Origin of the sequence: Pseudomonas atagonensis, assembly GCF_011369485.1 — a bacterium.
Classification (GTDB): Bacteria; Pseudomonadota; Gammaproteobacteria; order Pseudomonadales; family Pseudomonadaceae; genus Aquipseudomonas; species Aquipseudomonas atagonensis.
Map to the genome: position 1 here is coordinate 219,824 of NZ_VXCA01000035.1, position 23,369 is coordinate 243,192.

The following is a 23,369-nucleotide window of genomic DNA, read 5'->3' on the forward strand; positions in this document are numbered from 1 at the left end:
AAAAGACACGGAAAAAGGGACAAAAGCATCATCGCAGATCCTTTTGCCAATGCGACCGATCAAACCCGCATGCCGGAGGATTAGGCATGAGACCCGGAGGAATCGTCATGGCCGGACAACCGGACGAAGCCCAGAATGCGCCGCCTCACTTGTTCCTGCTTTTGCGAGGTTTCTCATGTACACCGCCATCGGTTATGCCGCCCAGTCGGCCACCTCTCCCCTCGCCCCGATGAAGTTCGAACGCCGCAGTCCTCGCGCCGACGACGTCGCCATCGAAATTCTCTACTGCGGCGTCTGCCACTCCGACATCCACCAGGCGCGCAACGAATGGGGCATCGCCGTTTACCCGTTGATGCCCGGCCACGAGATTGTCGGAAAAGTCACCGCCATTGGTGCGAACGTCACTCAGCATAAAGTAGGCGATCTGGTTGGCGTCGGCTGCATGGTCGACTCTTGCCGCACCTGCGAAGCCTGCCAGCAGAACCTCGAGCAATACTGCCTCGAAGGCCCGACCATGACCTATGCCACCCCGGACCGGGTCGACGGCAGCAACACCATGGGCGGCTATTCCGACAGCATCGTCGTCAGCGAACACTTCGTTGTGCGCATCCCGGAGAAACTGGCTCTGGCCAGCGCGGCACCGATTCTGTGTGCCGGCATCACCACCTACTCGCCCCTCAAGCACTACGGCGTGAAAGCCGGCGACAAGGTCGGGATTCTCGGCATGGGCGGCCTCGGCCACATGGGCATCAAGTTCGCCAAAGCCATGGGCGCCGAAGTGACGCTGTTCACCCGCTCGGCAAGCAAGGCTGAAGAGGGTCGCCGTCAGGGCGCCGATCACGTGATCGTTTCCACCGACGCCGAACAGATGAAAGCCGCTGCGGGCTATTTCGATTTCCTGCTCGACACCATTCCGGTACAGCACGACCTGAACCCGTACCTCGACACTCTGCGTTTCGACGGTGTGCACATTCTGGTCGGTTTGATCGAGCCGATCGATCCACCGGTGCACGCAGCCAAACTGGTCCTGGGGCGCCGCGTACTGGCCGGTTCCTTGATCGGTGGCGTCGCCGAAACCCAGGAAGTGCTGGATTTCTGCGCCGAACACAACATCACCTGCGACATCGAAATGCTCGACATCCGCCAGATCAACGAGGCTTACGCGCGCATGATCGCCGGCGACGTGAAGTACCGTTTCGTGATCGACATGGCGACACTCAAGGTTTAAATCTTTAGACCGAGTTCCGCCGAAAGCCGGGCTGTGACCTCTTTGATCAGGGGAATCAGCTCGGCCATTTTTTCCAGCGGCATGTATGGCACGGTGCTGGCGATGCTGATCGCGGCAACGATGCGCTTGCTCGCGTCACGAATCGGCGCCGCCACGCAGCGGATCGACGGCTCGTTGTCTTCCAGATCGAAGGCGTAGCCACCGGCCACGTATTCGGCCATGCGTTGCTCAAGCTGTTCCCACGACTGTTGGGGATGCTGCGGCCAGAACTGACTTTTCCCACCCGCCGGCAGGCTGATGTCGTACAGCCGCTGCCAATCCTGCGGCGAATCATCGAGCATCAACGCCTTACCGATCCCGGTGCGTGCCAACGGCATGCGATGGCCGACTCGGGAGCGCATTTCCGGGCCATTGCGCCCCGGATTCTTCAGCAAATACAGCACTTCATCGCCTTCACGAATGCCCAGGTGAACGGTGTCGCCGGTCAGCGCCGACAACTCGTCCAGATACGGCCCGGCCAGACTCACCAGCGGCAACTCTTCGCGTGCCTGGAAACCCAGCTCGATCAGCTTCGGGCCGAGCAGATAACCGACTTGCGGCACGACGCGCAGATAGCGTTCGTCGACCAGACAACTGGCCAGACGGTGAGTGGTGCTGCGCGTGGTGCCGATCAGCCGGGCAATCTCTTTGAGATCGCGGGCGCCACTGGCCACTGCCTGCACCACCCCCAAGCCGCGCAATAGCGTCTGGGTGCCGGTGGGCGCGGCGTCCTTGGTTTTTTCCGGGGCGTCTTCCTGCATATCCAGCCTTTACCGTTGAGCGAGGGAACGGGCGGCATTATGGTCGCCCGACGCGGAGCACTACAACTCGATACGCTCGACCTTGCCCACCAGCAGCACGTAGGACAAAGCGCCAATCAGTGCGAGAACCGCGATATAGGTGATCGCCGGCGCAAACGAATCGCCGCTGGCGAGAAAGCCGATCACGATCGGTGTAGCAATCGCCGACAGGTTGCCGATGAAGTTGAACACCCCACCCGTTAGCCCAAGCAGCCGCGCCGGCGCCAATGTCGAAACCAGTGACCAGGTGATCGACGCCAGACCATTACCAAAAAAAGCCAACGCCAGAAAGGCAATCACCAGCGGCGTCGACTCGACGAAGTTGGCACCGATGATCGAAGTGGAAATCAGCAGACCGCCAATGATCGGCAACTTGCGTGCAAAACCCACGGTGTAACCACGACGAATCAGGAAGTCGGAAAAGAACCCGGAACACAGCACACCCACGAACGCGGCAAGAAATGGCAGCGACGCCAGCAGGCCGGACTTGATGAAGTCCATGCCGCGATACTTCACCAGATAAGTCGGGAACCACGTCAGGAAAAACCACAGCGTCGAGTTCAGGCAGAACTGGCCGAGGTAAATCCCCCACAGTTTGCGTTTGCTGAGGACGATGCCGAGATCGCTCCAACTGAATTTCGCCTTCACTTTTGCGGTTTCGGCCGCGATGTCCACCAACCCGCCGCCCTCGCGAATCAGATCGATTTCCGCATCGTTGGCGCCTTTGAAATCCCGTGGCTCGCGATACACCGCGTACCAGATGCCTGCCCAGATAATTCCCGCCGCACCAGTGGCGACGAAGACCATGTGCCAGCCAAATTCATGTTGCAGCCAGGCCAGCACCGGCGTAAGAAACGCCAGACCGACAAATTGCCCGGACGTGTAAAAACCAATCGCCGTGGCGCGCTCGCGCTCAGGGAACCACGTCGTCACCACGCGGCTGTTGATCGGATACGCCGGTGCTTCCAGCGCTCCGACCGCCATGCGCAGCACGAACAGCGCGATGAAACTGGCGGCGAAACCGAGCATCACCGTGGCTGCCGACCACAACAGCAGCGCGACGCTATAAAGAATGCGCGGCGGCACTCGGTCGACCAGCCAGCCACCGGGAATCTGCATGGCAGCGTAGGTCCAGCCGAATGCGGAGAAGATCAGGCCAACATGAATCGGATCAATGCCCAGCTCACTGGTCAGGGCTGGCGCGGCAATCGACAGGTTGCTGCGGTCGAGGTAGTTGATGACCACGGTGATAAACAGCAACACCATGATGAAAAACCGCTTGCGGCTGGGCGTGACTAAAGACGCCTGCCCGGTGAGGGTTTGCGGTTGCATGAGAGATGCCTCTTCTTATGTTTATTTGAAGTCATGACGCAAATCTCCCATCCATGTGGAGATTGAAAACTGTGGGAGGGGCGGTGCGACGATTCGACTTGCTCCCGAAAGCGGTGTATCAGTCAGAGAGATGTCGAATGACACTCCGCATTCGGGAGCAAGTCGAATCGTCGCACCGCCCCTCCCACATGGGATTCGTGGTGCGTCAGGCAGGACTCACCACTCGGCAAAACTGCCATCGGCATGGCGCCAGATCGGGTTGCGCCAGCGGTGGCCGACTGCCGCCCGCTCGATCACGTATTCCTCGTTGATCTCGATGCCCAGACCCGGGCCGTTGGGAATCTTGACGAAGCCTTTGTCGTAATCGAATACGCGCGGATCCTTCACGTAGTCGAGCAAGTCATTACTCTCGTTGTAATGAATGCCCAGACTCTGCTCCTGGATAAACGCGTTGTAACAAGCGGCGTCCAGTTGCAAACACGCCGCCAGCGCAATCGGCCCCAACGGGCAATGCAGCGCCAGCGCGACGTCGTAGGCTTCAGCCATGTTGGCGATCTTGCGGGTTTCGGTGATGCCGCCAGCGTGGGAGGCGTCGGGCTGGATGATGTCGACGTAGCCTTCGCTCAACACGCGTTTAAAGTCCCAACGCGAGAACAGCCGCTCGCCGAGGGCAATCGGGGTGCTGGTCAGCGGCGCCAGTTCTTTCAACGCTTCGTAGTTTTCACTGAGCACCGGCTCTTCGATGAACATCAGTTTGTACGGGTCGAGTTCCTTCATCAGCACCTTGGCCATCGGCTTGTGCACCCGGCCATGGAAGTCGACGCCAATGCCGACGTTCGGCCCGACTGCATCACGCACGGCGGCGACGTTGGCCAGCGCCAGATCGACTTTTTCGAAGGTGTCGAGGAATTGCAGCTCTTCGGTGCCGTTCATTTTTACTGCGGTGAAACCCCGGCTCACCGCCTCTTTCGCCGCACGCGCGGTGTCGGCCGGACGGTCGCCACCGATCCACGAATACACGCGGATCTTGTCACGCACCTGACCACCGAGCAGATCGCTGACCGAGACACCGAGGGCCTTGCCCTTGATGTCCCACAGCGCCTGGTCGATACCGGCCAGCGCGCTCATGTGGATGGCGCCGCCCCGGTAGAAGCCACCGCGATACAGCACCGTCCAGATGTCCTCGATGTTGCGTGGGTCTTTGCCGATCAGGTAGTCGGACAATTCCTCAACGGCGGCCGCCACGGTGTGTGCGCGACCTTCGACCACGGGCTCGCCCCAACCGGTTACACCTTCGTCGGTTTCGACCTTGAGGAAGCACCAGCGCGGCGGAACGATGAAAGTGGTGAGTTTGGTGATTTTCATCTGTTTGTCTCTCTTGTTAGATGCAGCGCACGCAGCGCCAGAAAAGTCTTAGCGAAGGGCTTTCCAGGCCGCCACGTAGGCCTTGGCATTGGCCGCCACTTGCTCAGTCGTCATGCCCGGTTTGAACAGCCCGGAACCGAGGCCGAAACCTTTGACGCCAGCGTCGATGAACGCCTGCATGTTGTCCGGCGTAATCCCGCCGACCGGCGCCAGCACCGTTCCGGATGGCAACACCGCCAGCCAGGCTTTGACGACCGCCGGGCCCATCTGCTCGGCCGGGAACAGCTTGAGGATGTCCGCACCCTCCTCCAGCGCCGCAAAGGCTTCGGTCGGCGTGGCAACGCCCGGCGACAGATACAGCCCAGCCGCTTTCGCTGCGCGCAACACTTTGGCATCGCTGTGCGGCATGACAATCACTTGGCCACCGGCCTCCTTCACCAACTCGACCTGCTCCGGCGTCAGCACTGTACCGGCGCCGATCAGGCAATCGGCGGGCAAGGTCTTGCGCAGGATGCGGATACTTTCGTACGGCGAAGGGGAATTGAGCGGTACTTCGATGACGCGAAATCCGGCCGCATACAGGACTTCTCCGACAGCGGCGGCCTCCTGCGGATGCAGGCCACGCAGGATCGCGATCAGACCGTTTTGTGCCAGTGCTTGCTTGAGCATTTCAGGCCTCCAGTCAGGGTTAACGGGATGAGGAATCGATCAGTCCGGCAGCCAGCGCCAGTTGCCACAGCCCACGTTCGGTGGCCTGCTCGGCCAGCGTCACTTTGGCAAAACCGCAGGTATCCAGGGCTCGGCTGTAGCGCGCGCAGAGTTGTGCGTTGCCGATGAGGATGATCGAAGGAAGATTGGGGTTATTGCGGCGACGGCGTTGAGCGGCAGCGAGCGCTGCCAGTTCATGGCCGATCATCAGACCGGACAGATAATCGGCTTGCGCGGTCGGGCTGAGTTCACCGGTCAGGCCCAGTGTCCGGGCACTGAACAAAGTCGACAGCACACCGAGTTCGCCGTCAGCCGACAACGCGATCTGCACGCCACGGTCAAACGCCTGACCATCGAACGTAGCGCTGTGCTGTTGCGTACGGCCAAGGATGCTGTGTTCGCTGAGCACGGCGAACACTTCGCCGGTCATGAACGTATCGAAATGCGTGATGCGGCCATCGACCACGTTCACCCATTTCGAGTGACTGCCCGGCAGGCCGATCAGCAGATCATTGCCAGTCTCGACCGGCAGATTCTGCAGGACGCCAAGCACCTGGGTTTCTTCGCCGCGCATCACATTCGGCAGACGCGAACGCTGAATCACACCCGGCACGATGTGCACATCGACACCGCGAAGACTACGAACGGTTTGCAGGGATTTTCCGAGATCGGCGACGTTGGCCGGCGTATCGCGGTAGGACGCTTCGCGCCAGCCCTGGGCGCTGCCGACCATGCCGCAGGCAATCACCGGCAAGTCGGGCTGTGCGTCGAGCCAGTCGCCGCAAGCCTCATCAAACGCCAGTTCAAAACCCTCGGCGCATTCACGACCGTTGATGACGCGCAGCGTCTTCGGCAACTGCATGATCCCGAACGACAGCGACCGCTGCGCCAGCACCTGCCCGCCCGCCGCGAGTTTGTAAGCACGTAATGAGGTCGTCCCCCAGTCGAGCGCGATCAATTGCGCCTGCATCGCTTCACCTGTTTTGTTTTTGGCAGTGAGTGCGACGGACTATAGACCTCCCAAGCGGGAAATCTCAATATGTAATTTTACATCCCATATTTCGGGATGGTATCGGTCCAGGGAGTAAACCGTTCAACGACGTCGAAATTCTTGTTGATGATGACCTTCAGCGTTTCGTGCTCTATGGATCCAACCTCATGCGTACGACCTTTCTCGTCAGTCATTCCGGGTTCCAGACGTCCGTCACCACGAATGATGGTGTACGCCGCAAAGGCAGCCGGGGTTTCCTCTGGCCCTGAAACAATCCCCAGTTTCGTCCTGCTCGGTGCAAACGAGGCCAGCATGCCGGCGTAGGGCACATCGCTGCACAGTCCGAGGCTGTCGATCTGGTCATGTCCCACCGCCAATTCATAGCGCCAGCGCACGATGCATACAGACGCAAGAGGCAGCAACGACCTTGGTTGATCAGACTGTTTGAGGGAGATACGCGGTGGGGCCACGCGAGGGTTTTCGATGGCGGCAATGAATCGCGACGTGGGCATGTACATGACTTTCGAGTAGTACGCCACGAAAGGGAATGCAGTGATCGCCACCTTGCAGGGAATGTATTCCTGCGGCTTGAGCATCTGCACCAGCTCGGCCGGTCTGATGTCGTTATGGCCGTCATTGACGGCGTGATTCTCGACGCTGATATTCGCGAACATCTCGTACCGACGATCGCCCTCGATCAAGCGCACGCCGCTGACAATTCCCGACGCTTCCAAAAGGATTTTGTGCTCGACGGAAAAATCCGTATCACCGTTCAACGAGCAATGAATCCAGGTACCGATCTGCCCGCTTCGCCCATGATCCTCATACAGGTCAATCAGGTTTCTGTCCGAGGTGAAACGCAGGTCATAGGAGGAATACCTCTCGTGATCGATCGAGACAAACTCAAGCCTGGCGGGAGGAACATTCAGATGCATACATGAAGAACATAAAGCGAACACCAAAACCAACAGCAACCTTGCCATTACCACTCCAAAAGCCAACCACAGGGAACGTCATTGAAGACTGTCATCATTGATGTTCAGCCCTCGGCAAACTCACGCAACACCTTGCCGTCCATGCGGTAGCGTACCCACTCTTCCTGCGGCTGGGCGCCGAGGGACTTGTAGAAATCGATGGCCGGGGTGTTCCAGTCCAGCACGCTCCATTCGAAGCGGCCGCAGTCGTTGGCGCAGGCGATTTTCGCCAGGTGGCGCAGCAGGGTTTTGCCGGCACCGCCGCCACGCTGTTCCGGGGTGATGTAGAGGTCTTCGAGGTACAGGCAATTGCTGCCCAGCCAGGTCGAATAGCTGAAGAAGAACACCGCGAAACCGATCGGTAAACCGTCGCGCAGGCAGATCAGGCCGTGAGCGGTGGCGCCTTCACCAAACAGGCTGCGTTCGATGTCGGCGACGCTGGCGATCACTTCGTGGCGGGCCTTTTCGAAATCTGCCAGTTCGGTGATGAAGGCGAGGATTTGCGGAGCATCGCTGGGAGTCGCCGGGCGGATTTCGATCGTCATGGACGGGCCTTGTCGGAAAAGGAAAACGCCATACTAAAGCCGTGGGCAGCGCTCGTCACACTCCAAACCTGATGAGGAACCCTGTGGCGAGGGGGATTTATCCCCGCTGGACTGCGCAGCAGTCCCATTTTTCAGGGCCGCTTGGCGCCCCAACGGGGGGTAAATCCCCTCGCCATAGAAGTATCATCAACTGAAAATCTACGACAGCCAGTAAGGATGCTTATGAACGATGTTACTTTCGCGCCACGCTCCACACTTGCTGCCGAGTTGCTGCCCCATGCTCTGGAACCTTCAGACGACGGTGCGCACGACCTCGCGCACTTGCAGCGGGTCTGGCACAACGTGCGCACCTTGCACGCCGAGGAAGGTGGCGATCTTGAAGTGCTGCTCGCTGCCACGCTGCTGCACGATTGCGTGGCCGTCGAGAAGAACTCGCCACTGCGTGCACAGGCGTCGCGGCTGGCGGCGGAAAAAGCTTCGGCGGTACTTGCCGGGATGAACTGGCCCGGCGAAAAAATCAGCAAAGTCGTCCACGCCATCGAAGCCCACAGTTTTTCCGCCAGCATCACCCCGCTGACCCTTGAAGCAAAACTGCTGCAGGACGCCGACCGTCTCGACTCGCTGGGCATGCTCGGCGTCGCCCGCACGTTCTACGTCGCCGGGCGTATGGGTTCTGCGCTTTACGACCCCGAGGATCCCGAAGCGCAGCGACGCGACTACGACGACAAACGTTTTTGCCTCGACCATTTCCAGACCAAACTGCTGCACCTCGCCGAGGGTTTCCAGACCGCCACCGGCCAGCGTCTGGCGCAAATTCGCCATCAGCGCCTGAAGGGTTTCATGGAGCAGTTCAAGGAAGAAATCGGCATCGTCTGAGCGTTACTCCGGCCGGTGACGATCCTGACTTCAGCAACCTCAGACCTAAGCCATGTGTGTGGCGTGTTATCTAGATGGCGCTCAATTTTTCCGGTCAAGGAACCGCGTCATGTCGCAAGCAACACCTCAGGTTTCAGGCAAGCTGTTCGGCCTGTTCTGCCTCGCCAGTTATCTGCTTTCACTTTCTTACGGCTCGACGTTTCTGCTGTCGCTGTTGATCAGTGCTCGCGGCGGCAACGAACACGATGCCGGCAGTGTGATTTCGGCGGCGATGCTCAGCACGTTTGTGGCGGTGCTGCTCTCGGGGCATCTGTCGGATCTGCTGGGAGCGGCGCGCTCGATTGCGCTGTTTGGCGTGCTGTTGGTCGCGGCCAGCCTGGGCTTTGCGATGACGTCGGGGTTTGGTCATCTGTTGTTGTTTTTTGGCTTATTGCTGGGCTTGGGCTGGGGCGTGTTTTATACCTTGGGGCCGATCATTGTCGCGAGTCTGGTAAGTCCGGCGCAGCGGGCCAAATACTTCGCTCTGCTGTCGGGCAGCATGATGACCGGCATCGGCAGCGGCCCGTTACTCGGGCGTGCAGCGAGTGCCATGGGATTGCCGGTGACATCGGCGTTTTATCTGGCGGCGCTGGCGAGTCTGACTGGCGTGCTGTTGTTCTGGCTGCTCGGGTCGAGATTGCACAGTAGCCAAGCCACCAGTGCGGCAAAAATCACTTGGCGCGCCACCACGCGAGTGCTCGGTTCGCGCGCGTTGTTCCCGATCATCATGGTCGGTCTCGGTGGCTGCGTGTTCGGCGGGCTGTCGAGTTTTCAGACCAGTTACGCCGCCGCTCGCTCGCTGGATTACTCGCTGTTCTTTCTTGGTTTCATGAGCGCTGCCATCAGCAGCCGAATGCTGATCGCAGGCTTCGTGGTCAAACGTGATCCGCTGCGTGCCTCGTGTCTGCTGTCGGGGTTGATGCTGGCATCGATTGTCCTGTTCGCGTTCGGCGTGCACAGCGCGTTCCTTTATCTGCTGGCCGCGCTGATGCTCGGTGTCGGTTACGGCCTCACCTATTCGGTGATCAATGGCCTCGCCGCCAACGAAGCACCGACCGGCACCACATCGCAGGCCTTGCTGCTGTTCAGTCTGTCGTACTTTATCGGCGTGTTTGGCTTTCCGTTGCTGGCGGGGAAAATCATTGTCGAGCACGGCATGGCGATATTGCTGTTGACGGTGCTGTCAGTCGCGCTGGCGAACTGGCTGATCACCGTCGGGCGTCTGTTCTGGCGACGGGTCAGCGTCAAAACCGTCGCGGCGAGTTAGACCGTTCGTCGTTCATCAGGCACCATTCCATCACAAGGACAGACCAACGACAGGTAAGGATTCCAATCACTGGAGACGCCCTATGATCCCGTCAAGGTTGACTGCCCTCATCTTCACCGCCCTGCTCTGCCCGGCGGCATTCGCCGCCACTGCCGCAGGAACCGGCCCGACCGACCCGGTCGAACGCCCCAAAGCCCCCGCCATCCAGAGTGCCCCCGGCATGAACACCGATGGCTCCGGCGTGGAAAACGCACTGCCACCCGCCACCGGCACTGATCCACGCACCCAAGGCAACGATCCGGGGCGTCAGGGTGGGACGTCCGGCAATCCCGTCCCGCCTGATAATTCCGGCACCGGCATCGGCTCGAAAACCACCACCGGTGGCTCGGGCTCTGAAGGTTCCGGTCAGTAGTTCGCCGACGCGAGCGTCCTATTCAATCCATGAAGAGGTAACCATGAACGTCGATAAAAACCTGGAAAAAGAAGTCCTCACCCGCCTGCTGCATGCCCACCCGAGTGGACTTGGCAAGGAGGTACTGGACAATTATCGGGGCGAGAAAGTCGTGGCCAGTGCCCTCGCCGCTTTGCAGGATCGTGGACTGATTCACCACGGACATGTGACCTGCAACGAGGCTGGCGAACATTCGCTGAACCTGCCGATCAAGCTCAGCGCCGCCGGCGTTGAAGCGGCACGCAAGCTCGATCTGCAGTAGTGCACAGGTCGTTCGTCGCAGACGCGGCGAACGACCGGCAAATTAGTTGACAGTGGACTCGCGGATAAACGCATCCACTTCGGCCGTCCCCGGCGAAGTCGCCGGGCCCCACCGGGTCACTGCCAACGCCGCTGCCGCATTCGCCCGCCGTGCTGCGTCATGGGCGGACAAGCCTTGAGCCAACCCCGCAACAAACACTCCGGCATGCGCATCGCCAGCGCCATTGCTGTCCACAGCGGTCACGACAAATCCTGGCACATGAAGACGTTCGCCACGCTGATGAATCCAGCACCCTTGCGGCCCGTCGCGCACCACCATCAACACGTCGGCAGGCAGATGTTCAGCGAGGCGATCCAGCGCCACACCGATTTCGTCAGCGCCGGTAAACCGCAATGCCTCGACACTGTTGCTGGTCCACACATCAATGCGCGGCAGCAACGCCTGCATCAAAGGTGAATCCGGCGATTCCACCAACGGTCCCGGATCGAACACCACATGAAGGGTCGCCGGCAGCGCCAGCGTCCAGTCGAGCAACGCCTGCGCCTTGCCTTCGTGCAGCAGGCTGTAACCGCTGAGGTAAACGTAATCGCCCGCCTCGGCCGCCACACTGTTCAAGTCATCGATCGTCACCTCACCTTCGGCGCCGATGTAGGAAATGAAACTGCGCTCGGCCGACGCGTCGGTCAGTGCCACGCACAAACCGGTGTCGCGTTGTGCAGGCTGGCGGATGCCGATGTGAATGTCTTCAGCGTTCATCGCCTGGCGTGCCAGATCACCGAAACGTCCGCTGCCATGGCGGCCCAGATAGACGACAGGCAAACCGTTACGCACAGCGGCAGCCATTACGTTGAAACCGCCGCCGGCTTCGAAACCGGCCGATTGCGCCAGCACGTCGCCGCCGATCTGCGGCAGTTTATCCACGGCCATGACCAGATCGATGATGACCTGGCCGGTGTGCAACATCTTAGGCATGAGCACTCTCGACTTGCGCGGCACGGCGGTCTTTCGCCCCGCCGAGGATCATGTAAAGGCCACCCGCAACCACGAAGGTAACGATCCAGCCAAGACCGTTATGGCCCAGCCACGAGTCTGACAGGAAGCCTTTGAACCAGACGTTCTCCGCGGTGGTGCCGATGGTGGTGAAGCTGAAGCCGAGCACGATGGCAATCGCCCACGCGCCGAACGCGCGCCACTCGATGCCGCCGCGATACCAATAAGCACTGCTCGGGCTCACATCGAGCAAGTCTTTGGGGCTGTAGTAGTGACGATGAATCAGGTCGACGACAAAGATCCCGACCCACGCGGTGATCGGCACCGCCAGCAGGGAAATGAAGGTGATGAACGGGCCATAGAAGCTGTCGGCGATCAGCATGAAGTAGATCGAACCGGCGAAGATCGCGACGATATCGACCACCACGGCGTACACGCGCTTGACCTTCAGGCCGAGGGTCAACGTGGTCAAACCGGCGGAGTACACCGAGAGGTTGTTCGACAGCAGCAGGCCACCGAATGCGGTGATCAGGTACGGCACGGCCATCCAGGTCGGCAGCATGTCGCGGATCGCCACGATCGGGTCAGTCGCCGAGGCGAGGTCATTGTTACCCACCGACAGCAGGCCGCCGAGGGTGATCAGTAGCACCAGCGGGATGCCCGCACCGAACGCCGCGGACGCGACCAGACGCACGGCTTTGACACTGCGATGCTGATAGCGCGACATGTCGGCGCCGGCGTTGGCCCAACCGATGCCGGTGCCGGCGGCCATGGTGCCGATGCCGATGATCATCGCGCTCATCGGCGCAGGGGTGGCGTTGAACACCGCGCTCCAGTCGATGGTGGCGCAGAGGAAACCGCCGACCAGAATATTCAGCGCGCCGAACACGTAGGTCGCCCACTTCTGAATCACCAGCAACGTGGCGTGACCGAGACCGGACACCGACAAGGTCAGCAGAACGAAAATCGCGATGAAGATCAGCGTCAGCACTGGCGCGCTTTTGGCTTCCACTGGCGAGCCGAACAGGATCGAACACAGCGACAGCAACACGAACGCGGCAGTGGTGGTGTTGACGGTTTCCCAGCCCAGCCGCGACATCAGCGAGACCAGTGTCGGGCCGATGTTGCCGCGCACACCGAAGATCGCTCGCGACAAGGTCAGGCTCGGCGCACGACCGCGACGACCGGCAATCGAGATGATCCCGACCACCGCGAACGAACCGGCGGCGCCGAGGATAGCGACAATGATCGCCTGCCAGATCGCCAGGCCGCGAAAGGCGACCAGCGTGGCACCCAGCGGCAGGCCGAGAATGGAAATGTTGGCGGCGAACCAGACCCAGAACAGTTGCAGCGGATGACCGTTGCACTCGGCTTCCGGCACCGGTTCGATGCCGCGGGTTTCCAGTTGCCCGGCGCTTTGCCCGGCGTTTGATGAACTCATGAACAGTGCTCCTGTTTGCCTTTTTTGTGGTTGTGGCAATGACGCAGAACGACAAGACATCCCGGCCTTCCTGGGCCTGTCTGCGCGATCCATTGCAGGTTGGAAAAATCAGTTTTGCGGTGCGCCTATCGCTGGCAAGCCAGCGATGGCGTCAGTTCAATCAGCGCAGGGCCAACAGCCCCTGCACCAACGGCTCAAGCTCCAGATGATTGACCGCTTTGACCGTGGCAATCATCGGCACAGGCCAGCTCTCAAGGCCCAGGCAGGCCCCGAGCATTGCCCCGAGAATCGCGGCAATGGTGTCGGTGTCGCCACCGAGGCTCGCCGCCATGCACAACGCATCGAACGCGCTCATCTCACCGACGGCGACTTGCTGCGCCAGGGCAAACGACACCACTACCGATTCCTGCGACGCCACCGAAGTGCCAATCACGTCGTAGAGCAGATCGGCGAGCAACGCTTTGTCGCTGTCGACGCTGAGAGTACGCGCCCAACTGATCCGCGAAGCAATGCGTCCACCGGCCACCCAGTGCCCGTGCGCCTCCGCTTGCTGAGCAATTTGCTGGCCGAGGTTCAATGCCTCGCCCAGGTCCATGCCGTTGATCCCGGCGGACACCACCGCCGCTACCGCCGCCGCGCTGGAAATCCCCAGCGTGGTGTTGTGGGTTACCTGACAGGCCTGCACCACCGCCGCGATAAAGCGTTCGGGATCGGCAACGTCTGCCGCGATTCCCACCGGCGTAATGCGCATCGCTGCGCCGTTGGTGGTGCCGTAACGCCCGGCCTCTTCCGGCGAGTGGCCGGTGAGGATCATTTCGATGGCGCGCTTGGTCGACGGCCCAAGCAGATCCTGCGAGCCCTTGGCCTGCATCTCGGCTTCCCACTCGATCAGCCGTTGCGCGAGGATTGCCGGTTCGATGCGGCCCTTGCCTTCAATCAGCAACTCGCCGACCAGAATGGCCTGTTCGGTGTCATCGGTGATCGAGCCTTTGGGCATGTTGGCGGCGATCGGTTGCAGAGGACCGGCGTCCTGCAGATCGGTGATTTGGCCGAAGCGGGTTTTAATCGTTTCACGGTTCAGCGATTGCGTCGGCATGCCCAGCGCATCACCGAGGGCCAGGCCATAGAAAGCGCCGAGGGCACGGTTGAGCGCAGTCATTTCGATTCTCCAAATTGCAGGTGCAGACGGAAGTGCACCGGGTCGAGCAGGCTTTCGACCTGCTCCATGAAACGGTTCTGTCGGTCGTAAGTGGTGCGCAAGGCTTTGAGGAACACCGTGCCGACCTGACGGCCGAGCAGTTCCGCGTCTTCGGCATTGAGCGGTTCGGCACCGATCCACTGATCGCCGCGCTCGCCGATGTAGCCGTAAGCGGCCAGGGTGATGGTCAGGGAATTGTCGATCAGACCGACGCGCGGCAGGCTTTCCAGGCCGCCGGTGGCCGGCATCAACGAGCGTTCGAGGGACACCAGCGTGCCGTCATTGGAGCGGCGACGACGATCGAGAGTGATGAATTGCTCGGTGCCGAAACGCGAGAGCAGATCGGGCCGGGTCACGGCTTCGAGGCGCAACACTTCGGTGTTGATCAGCGCCCCGCTGTCCGCCAGCGCCTGCGCCCAGCCGCTGCGCTGGTCGAGCACCACACCGTCGAAGGTGACGATGGAGCCGACCCCGCTTTGCGTAGCGATGTAATTGCGCCGCTTCAATTCGGCCAGCGCTTCGCGCAACGTGCCACGGCTGACGTTGAATTCTTGAGCCAACTGATGTTCGCCGGGCAACAGAAAGCCGTCCTCCATGAGGCCGCTTTCGATGCGCCGGACGAGTTCGTCGACCACCCGTTGTTTCTTGTCAAATCGTACCTGTCTAATCATGTACAAATTGATAACCGAAAGGGTCGTAAACGGGCAAGGGATTTTTTGGTTGGGTGACGGAAGGCGAGGAAGATCAAAAGCCCCCTCACCCTAGCCCTCTCCCGGAGGGAGAGGGGACTGACCGAGCTGTCTCACGCTCTACATCGACCTGAAAAAGCCAGTCGATTATGGATTCAGCAAAGCACTTTCAGGTCGATGTATCTCTGAAGCATCCCTCACCCCAGCCCTCTCCCTCCGGGAGAGGGCTGGGGTGAGGGAGCTTTTGATCTCAGCGCTGTTTCAGACGGTCGATCACCACCGCCAGCAGCAGGATCGACCCACGAATCACATACTGATAAAACGTGTCGATGTTCTTCAGGTTCATCGCATTCTCGATGATCGCCAGAATCAGCACCCCGGCAATTACATGCCGGATCATGCCGATCCCGCCGCTCAGCGACACCCCGCCCAACACGCAAGCGGAGATCACCGTCAGCTCGAAACCCTGGCCGATCATCGGCTGCCCGGAGGTCATTCGCGACGCCAGAATCACCCCGGCCAGCGCGCCGATTACGCCATGTACGGCGAAGATGATGATCTTGGTGCGGTCAACGTTCACGCCCGCCAGCAGCGCCGCTTCCTGGTTGCCACCAATGGCCATGGTGTTGCGCCCATAGGTGGTGTAATTCAGCAGCCAGCCGAAAAACAGGAAGCAGACAATGGTGATCAGGATCGGCACCGGCACGCCGAACAACTGGCCATTGCCGAACACGAAGAATGATTCCTGCGACACGCCCACCGCTTTGCCGTTGGCAAAAATGTAGGCCAGGCCACGGACGATCTGCATGGTCGCCAGCGTGGTGATCAACGCATTGACCCGCAACTTGGCGATCACGATGCCGTTGATCAACCCGACAATCAGGCCCATCACCAGCGCGGCGCTGACGCCGAGAAACACGCTGTTGGTGTCGCGCATCACCACCGCCGCAACCACGCCGGCACAGGCAATCACCGAGCCCACCGACAAGTCGAAATGCCCCGAGGCCAGGCAATACAACATCGTGCACGCGGCGATCCCGGTGGTGGAAATCGCCAGCCCGAGGCCACGCATGTTCAGCGGCGAAAGGAAATTATCGATCAGCAGCGTGCAGGCGATGAAGATACCGATCGCCGCCAGCAACATGACCCAGTCATCGAGAAAGCGGCGCATGTCCAACGGTTTGCGCGCAGTCGGCAGGGTTTCGTTTTGGGTTGTCATCATAGTCACCTCTCAGTTCGCCACGCCGTCAGCGCGGTGGCGCGGCAAAGCCAGTTGCAGCAGGTTGGATTCGTTAGCCTGGTCACGGCTGACTTCGCCGCGCAGGGCGCCTTCGCAGAGCACCAGAATGCGGTCGGAAATACCCATCACTTCCATCAGATCGCTGGACACCACGATCACCGAAATACCGTCGGCGGCGAGGTTATGGATGATCTGGTAGATCTCCGCTTTGGCGCCGATGTCGATGCCCCGGGTCGGCTCGTCGAGCAGCAAAACCTTCATCGGCATCGACAGCCAGCGGCCGAGAATGGCCTTCTGCTGATTGCCGCCGGAAAGGAATTTGATCTGTTGCCCGGCGTGCGGTGTTTTCACTTTCAGCGCCTTGATCTGCTTGTCGGCGTTGCCCTTTTCCCACAGGCCGCGAATCAGGCAGCCGAGGCTTGAGTTCGCACCGCGCGCACTGATGTTGATGTTCTCGGCAACGCTGGCCAGCGGGATGATGCCTTCCTTTTTGCGGTCTTCGGGGCACAGCAGAATCCCGGCGGCAATCGCGTCGCGCGGCGAGCGCAGCTTCAGCTCATGTCCACGCAATTCCAGACGCCCGGCAGTGTTGCGCTCAAGTCCGCTGAGCAAGCGAAACAGCTCGGTTCGCCCTGCCCCGACCAATCCGAACAGGCCAAGGATTTCACCTTTGTGCGCCTCAAAACTGATCGGCTCGCGCAGCCCAGGGCCGAGCAAGCCATCGACTTTCAGCGCCACCGCACCACGCGCGCGGTGGCGGTAATCGTAGATATCCTGAATGTCGCGACCGACCATGCAGGTCACCAGTTGATCGTGGGTCAACTGACTCATGTCATCGAAAGTGCGCACGAAACGGCCATCCTTGAACACCGTCACCGCGTCGCAGATACGGAATACTTCTTCCATGCGATGGGAGACGTAAAGCACGACTTTGCCTTCGTCACGCAGGCGGCCGATGATCGCCATCAAGCGATCGATTTCGCGGGCCGAAAGGCTGCTGGTCGGCTCGTCGAAGGCAATCACATGCGCGCCACGCGACAGAGCCTTGGCGATTTCCACCAATTGCCGCTGACCGAGGGAAAGCCGTCCGACTTTGCTGTGCGGATCGATTTCATCGGCCAGGCCTTTGAGGCAATTCAATGCCTGCTGGCGCAAGGCGCCGCGATTGATCAGGCCGAAACTGGCGGGCAGATGCCCCAGAAACAGGTTCTCGGCCACGGTCATTTCCGGCACCAGGTGCAACTCCTGGTGAATCACCGCGACGCCGCTGCCGATGCTGTCGGCGGTGGACTTGAAAGCCATCGTTTGCTCGCCGATCTGCAACTCGCCGCTGCTGGGGATGTAGGCGCCGCCGAGGATTTTCAGCAGGGTCGATTTGCCGGCGCCGTTCTCGCCCATCAAGGCATGAACCTGCCCCGGATGAGCGACAAAACTGATGCCGTCCAGCGCCTTCACACCGGGGAAGGTTTTGCCGATCCCGTTGAAGCGCAGGCTGCCGCTCGTGCCGTGTTCTTGTGTCTGTAATTGCGCGTGCATAAAGCCACCTCTTCACACCGATAGACGGCCCGGCTACCCGGGCCGCCGCTGCGTCAGTTCCACAAGCCGATTTTTTCCAGCTCTTGCTTGAAGTTCTCGCGGGTGATCAGGGTGACGTCATCCATGGCCGTGTATTTCGGCGGTTCTTTGCCGGTGGTGACCCACTCGTACATCATGCTCGCGGTGTTGTAGCCCTCGATGTGCGGGCTCGGCAGCATCGAACCGAAAAAGCCGCTGTTGGGCTTTTTCAGCTCGCCGATGGCGTCGGTACCGTTGATGCCGATGCCAATCACGTTGGCCGCGGCAAACCCGGCGGCTTCGGTGGCGCGCACGCCGCCAAGCACGGTGTTGTCGTTCATGCCGCCGATGATCAGGTTCTTCGCCGCGCCCGGCAGCTTGACCAGCGCCGAGTTGGTGGCGTCCATGCTGCCCGGCACATCAAGGGTTTTCAGCGCTGCTGTCAAAATATGATCTTTCGGCATGCCGGCATCTTCGAGCGCCTTCATCGAGCCGTCGGTGCGCTTCTTGCCGGTGTCGAGTTCGTTGTAGGTGTTGACCACCGCATAGGTGTCTTTCCAGTCCCAGTTACGCTTTTTCGCCTCGGCGGCCATGGCGGCGCCCTGCTTCTGGCCGACTTCGAACGCGGCCATGCCGAGGTACGGTACGTCTTCCATGAACTTGCCGTTGGCGTCAACGAAACGGTCGTCGACCGCGATGACTTTAAGGTCATTGAGCTTGGCTTTGGCCATGATCGCCGGGCCGAGCGACACGTCTGGCGGGCAGATCACAAAACCCTTGGCGCCGTTGGCCGCCAGGCTGTCGATGGCCGAGAGGGTTTTCTCGCCGTCCGGCACAGCGATCTTGATCAGTTCAAAGCCCTTGTCCTTGGCGGCTTTCTCGGCAAAAGCCCACTCGGTCTGGAACCACGGCTCTTCCGCCTGCTTGACCAGAAAGCCGATTTTCACGGTGTCGGCAGCGAGCAGCGAACTGCTCAGGCTGAACGCGGTAACCGCCAGGGCGGTACTGCACAGGGTACGAATCCCGAAACGACGTTTCATAAGCTGACTCCTTGTTATTTTTTTGAGCAATGTTTGAAAAGCGTTAAAGCGTGTTCCTGCAAAGTCTGTCGAAAATAGTCATATCGTATGATGATTGGATTTCAGACGGATTCTTCCGCGCGAAACCCCATCGGTTCAGTCGTGGTACATCACCGAGCGACCACCATCGATGGTGATGCACGAGGCATTGATGAACGGCGCCTCATCACTGGCCAGAAACACTGCCGTCATGGCCACTTCGATCGGCTGGCCAATGCGTTTCGGCGGGTGCAGGTCGAACGCGCGCTGGCGTTCGGCGTGCGGGTCGGCAAAACCGTTCCAGTAATCGACGTTCAGTTGCGTCTCGATGTAGCCCGGGGCAATCGCGTTGACGCGAATGCCCTTCGCTGCGTATTCGATGCCGAGTGCTCGGGTCAGCCCGAGCAAACCGTGTTTGGCCACTGGGTACGGGAAGCAGCCAGGAATGATGTGGCTGGAATGGGTCGAGGCGATGTTGATGATGCTGCCGACACCCTGTTCGATCATCTGCGGCAGCACCGCTTTGCAGCCAAACCAGGCGCCGTCCAGGTCAATGGCAAAGCAGCGATGCCAGTCTTCGTCGGTCATTTGCAGCGGATCGCGGAACACATTGACCCCGGCGCAGTTGACCAGCACGTCAATGCGACCGTGCAGGTCGACGGCCAGTCTGGCCATGGCGTGCAAGTCATGCTGACGGGAAACATCGGCTTTGATCGCCTGCACATCCGCGCCCTGCTCGCGCCAGTGCGCGGCGACTTTCTCGACTTTGTCAGCCTGAATATCGCTGATCACCAGTTTCGCCTGCTGCGAGGCGAAGCTGGCCACAATGGCTTCACCAATGCCCTGAGCAGCGCCCGTCAACAGCACGACCTTGTCTTTCAGACGCTCACCCTTCAGCGGTGCCGGTACTGGCGGCAGGGTCAGAGGTTCAGCCATGGATCAGGACTCCTGTTTCGAAAGCACAAAAAAACCGGGCATCTGTCGATGTCCGGTCTGGAAGGCGTTTGAAACAAAACAGGCAGGTGCGACTGACGGCATCGAGCCGTTGCGAGACGCGGACTCCGCCGGGGAGTGCGATAGAGATTCGCTGCATCACTTCACCTGTTTTGTTCTTTTTAAGTGTGAGTGCGTGTTACTGCTGGAGCCGACTATAAACCCGACCACCAAATAATCTCAATATATAATTTTGCATCCCATACTTTGGGATCTATCCCGCAAAACGCGTGCAGAGTTTCCCCGGCACGTCGACCTGCATCGCTAGCACGGCACCGTCCAGCGGGTGGTTGTGCGGACTTTTCGCGCTGGTGATGTACAAGGTCTTCAGATCTGCACCGCCGAACACACAACTGGTCGGGCGGCTGACTGGCAGGTCGATCTTGTGGTCAACCTTGCCCTCCGGCGTCAGGCGCAACAGGCAACTGCCGTCCCAACGGGCATTCCACACACAGCCTTCGGCATCCAGCGCCGAACCGTCCGGGCCGCCCTGCTGATCGGGGCCGTACCAGGTTTGAGCGATGTCGAGGTTGCCATCGGTGTGAATGAAATAGCGATAAAGCGTGCTGTCGAGGCTGTCGCCGAACAGCAGCGTAGTGCCGTCGTCGCTCCACAGCAGCGTGTTGGGAATGCCCAGGCCGCGCAGTAACGGCGTGACACGTTTATCCGGGTCAACGCGGAACAGCCCACCGGAGCGACGGATGATCGGCAAGTCTTCACCCTGCTCGCCGATGTTGTTCTGCATGGTGCCCAACCACAATCGGCCTTGTGCGTCGCAGCGCGCTTCGTTGGCTCGATTACCCGGTTGCGGGTCGGCGACGCAAAACAGCGTCAGGCGGGGTTCGAGTCCGGGGGAATCGAGATCCAGTCGATAGACACCGCTGCTCAGGGTCACCAGCGCGTCGCCGCTGGCGCAGGGAATGAACGCCGAGACATGCTCCGGCATCTGCCAGATCTGCACGTTCTGGCCGATCAGACGCAGGGCTTGTTTGCCTGCGATATCGACCCAGTACAGCGCCTGGGTCGGCGCATCCCAGAACGGGCCTTCACCGAGGTGAGCACGGTGTTGGGTCAGGGCGGTCCAGGTCATATCGACTCCTTTTTATTATTTTCAATGAGAGGTTCAGCTGGCCTTTTTATCGGCCATGACTTTTGGATAAAAGCGTTTGATCGCCAGGTCGGCGTTGTCGATCAAGGTCATGCAGGCCCACACACCGCGTGCGGAGTCGCGGGCGGCGATGGCGTCGGCCATGTCTTTGTGGATCGGCAAGGTGCGGCGCAATTCATCGGGGTCGGCGGCGGAGACTTCGAACGACACCGCGAGCAACGCGCCGAGGGCCGGGACCATCTGCTCGATGAACTGATTGTGGCTGGCGGCGAGAATGCATTCGTGAAAAGACTGGTCGGCGCGGTTGTAATCAATGCCGCTGTCCACCGCGCGCTCAAGGGCGTTGTAGGCCAGTTGCACGGCGTCGATCTGTTCGAGGGTCGCTCGCTCGCAAGCCCAGCGCACGGCCATCGGTTCGATGGTGCGGCGCAGGTCGAGCAGGTCATCGACAAAGTTTTCCGGCAAACCGTTGCGTGACAGCCAGCCGACGACTTGCGGATCAAACAGATTCCAGCGCCGAACAGGCAACACACGAGTGCCGACTTTTGGCCCGACTTCGAGCATGCCTTTGGCGACGAGGGTTTTGATCGCTTCGCGAATAACCGTGCGGCTGACGCCCAACTGCTCGCCGAGATCGGCCTCGACCTTGATGGTCTGCCCCGGCTTGACCTGGCCGGCGGCGATCCAGCTGCCCAGCCAATCGACCGTTGACGCATGAAAGCTGCTGGACATGGACACCTCAAAGCGAATCGCGATGGGTGATCAAGCTAATGATCATACGATTGCGAGTCAATCGAGATTTTTCAGGCTATCCACAAATCAAAATGTGGGAGGGGGCTTGCTCCCGAAGTCGGTGTGGCAGTCGCCTTATGTATCGACTGATGCACCGCATTCGGGAGCAAGCCCCCTCCCACATTTGGTTTGAAGCTACGGTTCGAGGCCGATGGTGAAGAACTCTCCGCCGCTCCACACGCCGAGCCAGCGCTGGCCATCGATTTCACGACTGACCGCCAGTTCCACCAATTGGTAGAACACATTGCGGTGAATCAGCGCTTCGAGGTTGGTGCGCACATGCACGTAAGGTGCGGGTTCCTGAGTTGCCGGATCAATCTCGACCCGAATGGGATGCTCGAGCCCGGCTTCGGTGATCTCGTCAACGTTGGTGGTGAAGCGCAGTAGCTGCGCCTCACCCTCGCCTTCCACCTCGACGGCAATCGCCACAAACGGCGCATCGTCGACTTTGATCCCGACTTTCTCGACCGGGGTGATCAGGAAGTAATCATCGCCATCACGGCGGATGATCGTGGAGAACAGTTTGACCATCGGCTTGCGCCCGATCGGCGTGCCCAGGTAGTACCAAGTGCCGTCCCGGGCGATGCGCATGTCAATGTCGCCGCAGAAGTCCGGGTTCCATAAGTGCACCGGCGGCAAGCCTTTGGTTTTGGGGATTTGTCCCAACAGGTCATTGGCTTTTTGCGGGCCACTCATGGCGTTCTCCTTGAATTATTGGTCGCCGACTCCCAGCAGGCTGCGCGCGTATTGCGCCAGCGGCGGGCCGATCAGGTCTTCGGGTTTGTTGTCGTGGAACGTCAGTAAACCGCCACGACTCTTGATCCGTGCAGTATCAATCAAATACTGGGTGCTGGTCTCGATCAACATGATCTGAATCACGCCGCCGTCGATGCCGAGACGATCTACAGCCTCTTCATCGAGCCACTCATCGGAGTTGCCGATGCGGTCGTCCGCCTTGGCGAAACGCGTGTACAACAGGTAGTGCGCACCGGCATCACGGGCTTCGCCCATCGCTTGATCAAGGCCTTCCGGCGCACGGGCGCGGCGGACCATCGGGAAGTATTCGACAAAGCCCTTGAAGGCTTCTTCGGCCACCACGTTTGGTCGCGGATAAGAACCGCCGGGTGGTGCGAACGAACCCTGAGCAATGTAGATGAACGAGTCCGGCTGAATGCGGAAGTTGTTCACGCGGCGGCTATCGCTGTGATCCAGCAAGCCTGCGTCGCTCATCTGATAGCGAGTGCCTTCGGCCATATCGCTGACAGTCATACAGCCGCCAAGCGCCAAAACGGCCAGCAGCAAAACCAGGCTACGCATCCTATTCCTCCAGTGGCCGGTGACGGAAAACCGGCGAATGGCCGTTGGATGCAGCTTTTGCGCCAGCTCAGTATTTTCGATGAATTACAGGACGCCTTCGCGAACAAGCCCG

General features: G+C 60.2%; 24 protein-coding genes. 5 read left to right on the forward strand and 19 right to left on the reverse strand.

What is annotated here, in order from left to right; genetic code table 11:
* The first annotated feature begins 175 nt into the window (after positions 1-175).
* On the forward strand, positions 176-1,228 hold the full coding sequence (locus F2P67_RS24180; RefSeq protein WP_166224692.1) for an NAD(P)-dependent alcohol dehydrogenase: 1,053 nt from the start codon (positions 176-178) through the stop codon (positions 1,226-1,228).
* On the opposite strand, the gene F2P67_RS24185 is transcribed toward F2P67_RS24180, so the two are convergent.
* The 7 genes from F2P67_RS24185 to F2P67_RS24215 form a co-directional block, all read right to left on the reverse strand.
* Entirely contained in the window at positions 1,225-2,028 is an 804-nt protein-coding gene (locus F2P67_RS24185) for an IclR family transcriptional regulator (protein ID WP_166224695.1), read from the reverse strand. The genes F2P67_RS24180 and F2P67_RS24185 overlap by 4 nt on opposite strands.
* Positions 2,029-2,088: 60 nt before the next feature.
* Entirely contained in the window at positions 2,089-3,399 is a 1,311-nt protein-coding gene (locus F2P67_RS24190) for an MFS transporter (protein WP_166224698.1), read from the reverse strand.
* Positions 3,400-3,615: 216 nt separating this feature from the next.
* Entirely contained in the window at positions 3,616-4,764 is a 1,149-nt protein-coding gene (gene dgoD, locus F2P67_RS24195) for a galactonate dehydratase (protein WP_007908327.1), read from the reverse strand.
* 48 nt (positions 4,765-4,812) lie between these two features.
* Complete coding sequence (locus F2P67_RS24200; protein ID WP_166224700.1) at positions 4,813-5,433, reverse strand: 2-dehydro-3-deoxy-6-phosphogalactonate aldolase; 621 nt, start codon at positions 5,431-5,433, stop codon at positions 4,813-4,815.
* Positions 5,434-5,452: 19 nt separating this feature from the next.
* Positions 5,453-6,442: a 2-dehydro-3-deoxygalactonokinase gene (locus F2P67_RS24205; protein WP_166224703.1), complete on the reverse strand. Its 990-nt coding sequence runs from the start codon at positions 6,440-6,442 to the stop codon at positions 5,453-5,455.
* Positions 6,443-6,519: 77 nt separating this feature from the next.
* A complete protein-coding gene (locus F2P67_RS24210) occupies positions 6,520-7,446 on the reverse strand; it encodes a hypothetical protein (RefSeq protein WP_166224706.1) in 927 nt (308 codons plus the stop codon).
* A gap of 56 nt (positions 7,447-7,502) precedes the next feature.
* Positions 7,503-7,982: a GNAT family N-acetyltransferase gene (locus F2P67_RS24215; protein WP_166224709.1), complete on the reverse strand. Its 480-nt coding sequence runs from the start codon at positions 7,980-7,982 to the stop codon at positions 7,503-7,505.
* 222 nt (positions 7,983-8,204) lie between these two features.
* Here F2P67_RS24215 and F2P67_RS24220 point away from each other — a divergent pair, with 222 nt between their 5' ends.
* From F2P67_RS24220 to F2P67_RS24235, 4 genes are all read left to right on the forward strand, one after another.
* Complete coding sequence (locus tag F2P67_RS24220) at positions 8,205-8,858, forward strand: HD domain-containing protein (protein WP_166224712.1); 654 nt, start codon at positions 8,205-8,207, stop codon at positions 8,856-8,858.
* A 109-nt stretch (positions 8,859-8,967) separates the two neighbouring features.
* The gene (locus F2P67_RS24225) at positions 8,968-10,164 is read left to right on the forward strand and encodes an MFS transporter (protein ID WP_166224715.1); all 1,197 of its coding nucleotides are present in this window, start codon (positions 8,968-8,970) and stop codon (positions 10,162-10,164) included.
* A gap of 82 nt (positions 10,165-10,246) precedes the next feature.
* Positions 10,247-10,576, forward strand: coding sequence for a hypothetical protein (locus F2P67_RS24230; protein WP_166224718.1), 330 nt, complete (start codon positions 10,247-10,249; stop codon positions 10,574-10,576).
* A gap of 43 nt (positions 10,577-10,619) precedes the next feature.
* The gene (locus F2P67_RS24235) at positions 10,620-10,877 is read left to right on the forward strand and encodes a hypothetical protein (protein ID WP_016986009.1); all 258 of its coding nucleotides are present in this window, start codon (positions 10,620-10,622) and stop codon (positions 10,875-10,877) included.
* Positions 10,878-10,919: 42 nt separating this feature from the next.
* Here F2P67_RS24235 and F2P67_RS24240 read toward each other — a convergent pair whose 3' ends face one another.
* From F2P67_RS24240 to F2P67_RS24295, 12 genes are all read right to left on the reverse strand, one after another.
* Entirely contained in the window at positions 10,920-11,849 is a 930-nt protein-coding gene (locus tag F2P67_RS24240; RefSeq protein WP_166224721.1) for a PfkB family carbohydrate kinase, read from the reverse strand.
* Positions 11,842-13,308 (reverse strand): purine-cytosine permease family protein, encoded by a 1,467-nt coding sequence (locus F2P67_RS24245; protein ID WP_166224724.1) that lies wholly within the window; start codon positions 13,306-13,308, stop codon positions 11,842-11,844. The genes F2P67_RS24240 and F2P67_RS24245 overlap by 8 nt, the downstream gene beginning before the upstream one ends.
* A gap of 160 nt (positions 13,309-13,468) precedes the next feature.
* On the reverse strand, positions 13,469-14,467 hold the full coding sequence (locus tag F2P67_RS24250; protein WP_166224727.1) for an ADP-ribosylglycohydrolase family protein: 999 nt from the start codon (positions 14,465-14,467) through the stop codon (positions 13,469-13,471).
* Positions 14,464-15,177 carry a GntR family transcriptional regulator gene (locus F2P67_RS24255; protein WP_166224730.1) on the reverse strand — a complete coding sequence of 238 codons (714 nt, stop codon included), beginning with the start codon at positions 15,175-15,177 and terminating at the stop codon, positions 14,464-14,466. The genes F2P67_RS24250 and F2P67_RS24255 overlap by 4 nt, the downstream gene beginning before the upstream one ends.
* A 268-nt stretch (positions 15,178-15,445) precedes the next feature.
* Positions 15,446-16,414, reverse strand: a complete 969-nt coding sequence (gene araH, locus F2P67_RS24260) for an L-arabinose ABC transporter permease AraH (RefSeq protein WP_034155398.1) — start codon at positions 16,412-16,414, stop codon at positions 15,446-15,448.
* A gap of 12 nt (positions 16,415-16,426) precedes the next feature.
* Positions 16,427-17,971, reverse strand: a complete 1,545-nt coding sequence (gene araG, locus F2P67_RS24265) for an L-arabinose ABC transporter ATP-binding protein AraG (protein ID WP_166224733.1) — start codon at positions 17,969-17,971, stop codon at positions 16,427-16,429.
* Between the two features lie 53 nt (positions 17,972-18,024).
* Positions 18,025-19,029, reverse strand: a complete 1,005-nt coding sequence (locus F2P67_RS24270; protein WP_166224735.1) for a substrate-binding domain-containing protein — start codon at positions 19,027-19,029, stop codon at positions 18,025-18,027.
* 135 nt (positions 19,030-19,164) lie between these two features.
* Positions 19,165-19,983, reverse strand: a complete 819-nt coding sequence (locus F2P67_RS24275; protein WP_166224738.1) for an SDR family oxidoreductase — start codon at positions 19,981-19,983, stop codon at positions 19,165-19,167.
* Between the two features lie 271 nt (positions 19,984-20,254).
* Entirely contained in the window at positions 20,255-21,130 is an 876-nt protein-coding gene (locus F2P67_RS24280; protein WP_166224741.1) for an SMP-30/gluconolactonase/LRE family protein, read from the reverse strand.
* 33 nt (positions 21,131-21,163) lie between these two features.
* Positions 21,164-21,880 (reverse strand): FadR/GntR family transcriptional regulator, encoded by a 717-nt coding sequence (locus F2P67_RS24285; protein WP_166224744.1) that lies wholly within the window; start codon positions 21,878-21,880, stop codon positions 21,164-21,166.
* A 195-nt stretch (positions 21,881-22,075) separates the two neighbouring features.
* Positions 22,076-22,636: a DUF1285 domain-containing protein gene (locus F2P67_RS24290; RefSeq protein ID WP_166224747.1), complete on the reverse strand. Its 561-nt coding sequence runs from the start codon at positions 22,634-22,636 to the stop codon at positions 22,076-22,078.
* A gap of 15 nt (positions 22,637-22,651) precedes the next feature.
* The gene (locus F2P67_RS24295) at positions 22,652-23,257 is read right to left on the reverse strand and encodes a DUF4823 domain-containing protein (RefSeq protein WP_064598539.1); all 606 of its coding nucleotides are present in this window, start codon (positions 23,255-23,257) and stop codon (positions 22,652-22,654) included.
* Between the last annotated feature and the right edge of the window lie 112 nt (positions 23,258-23,369).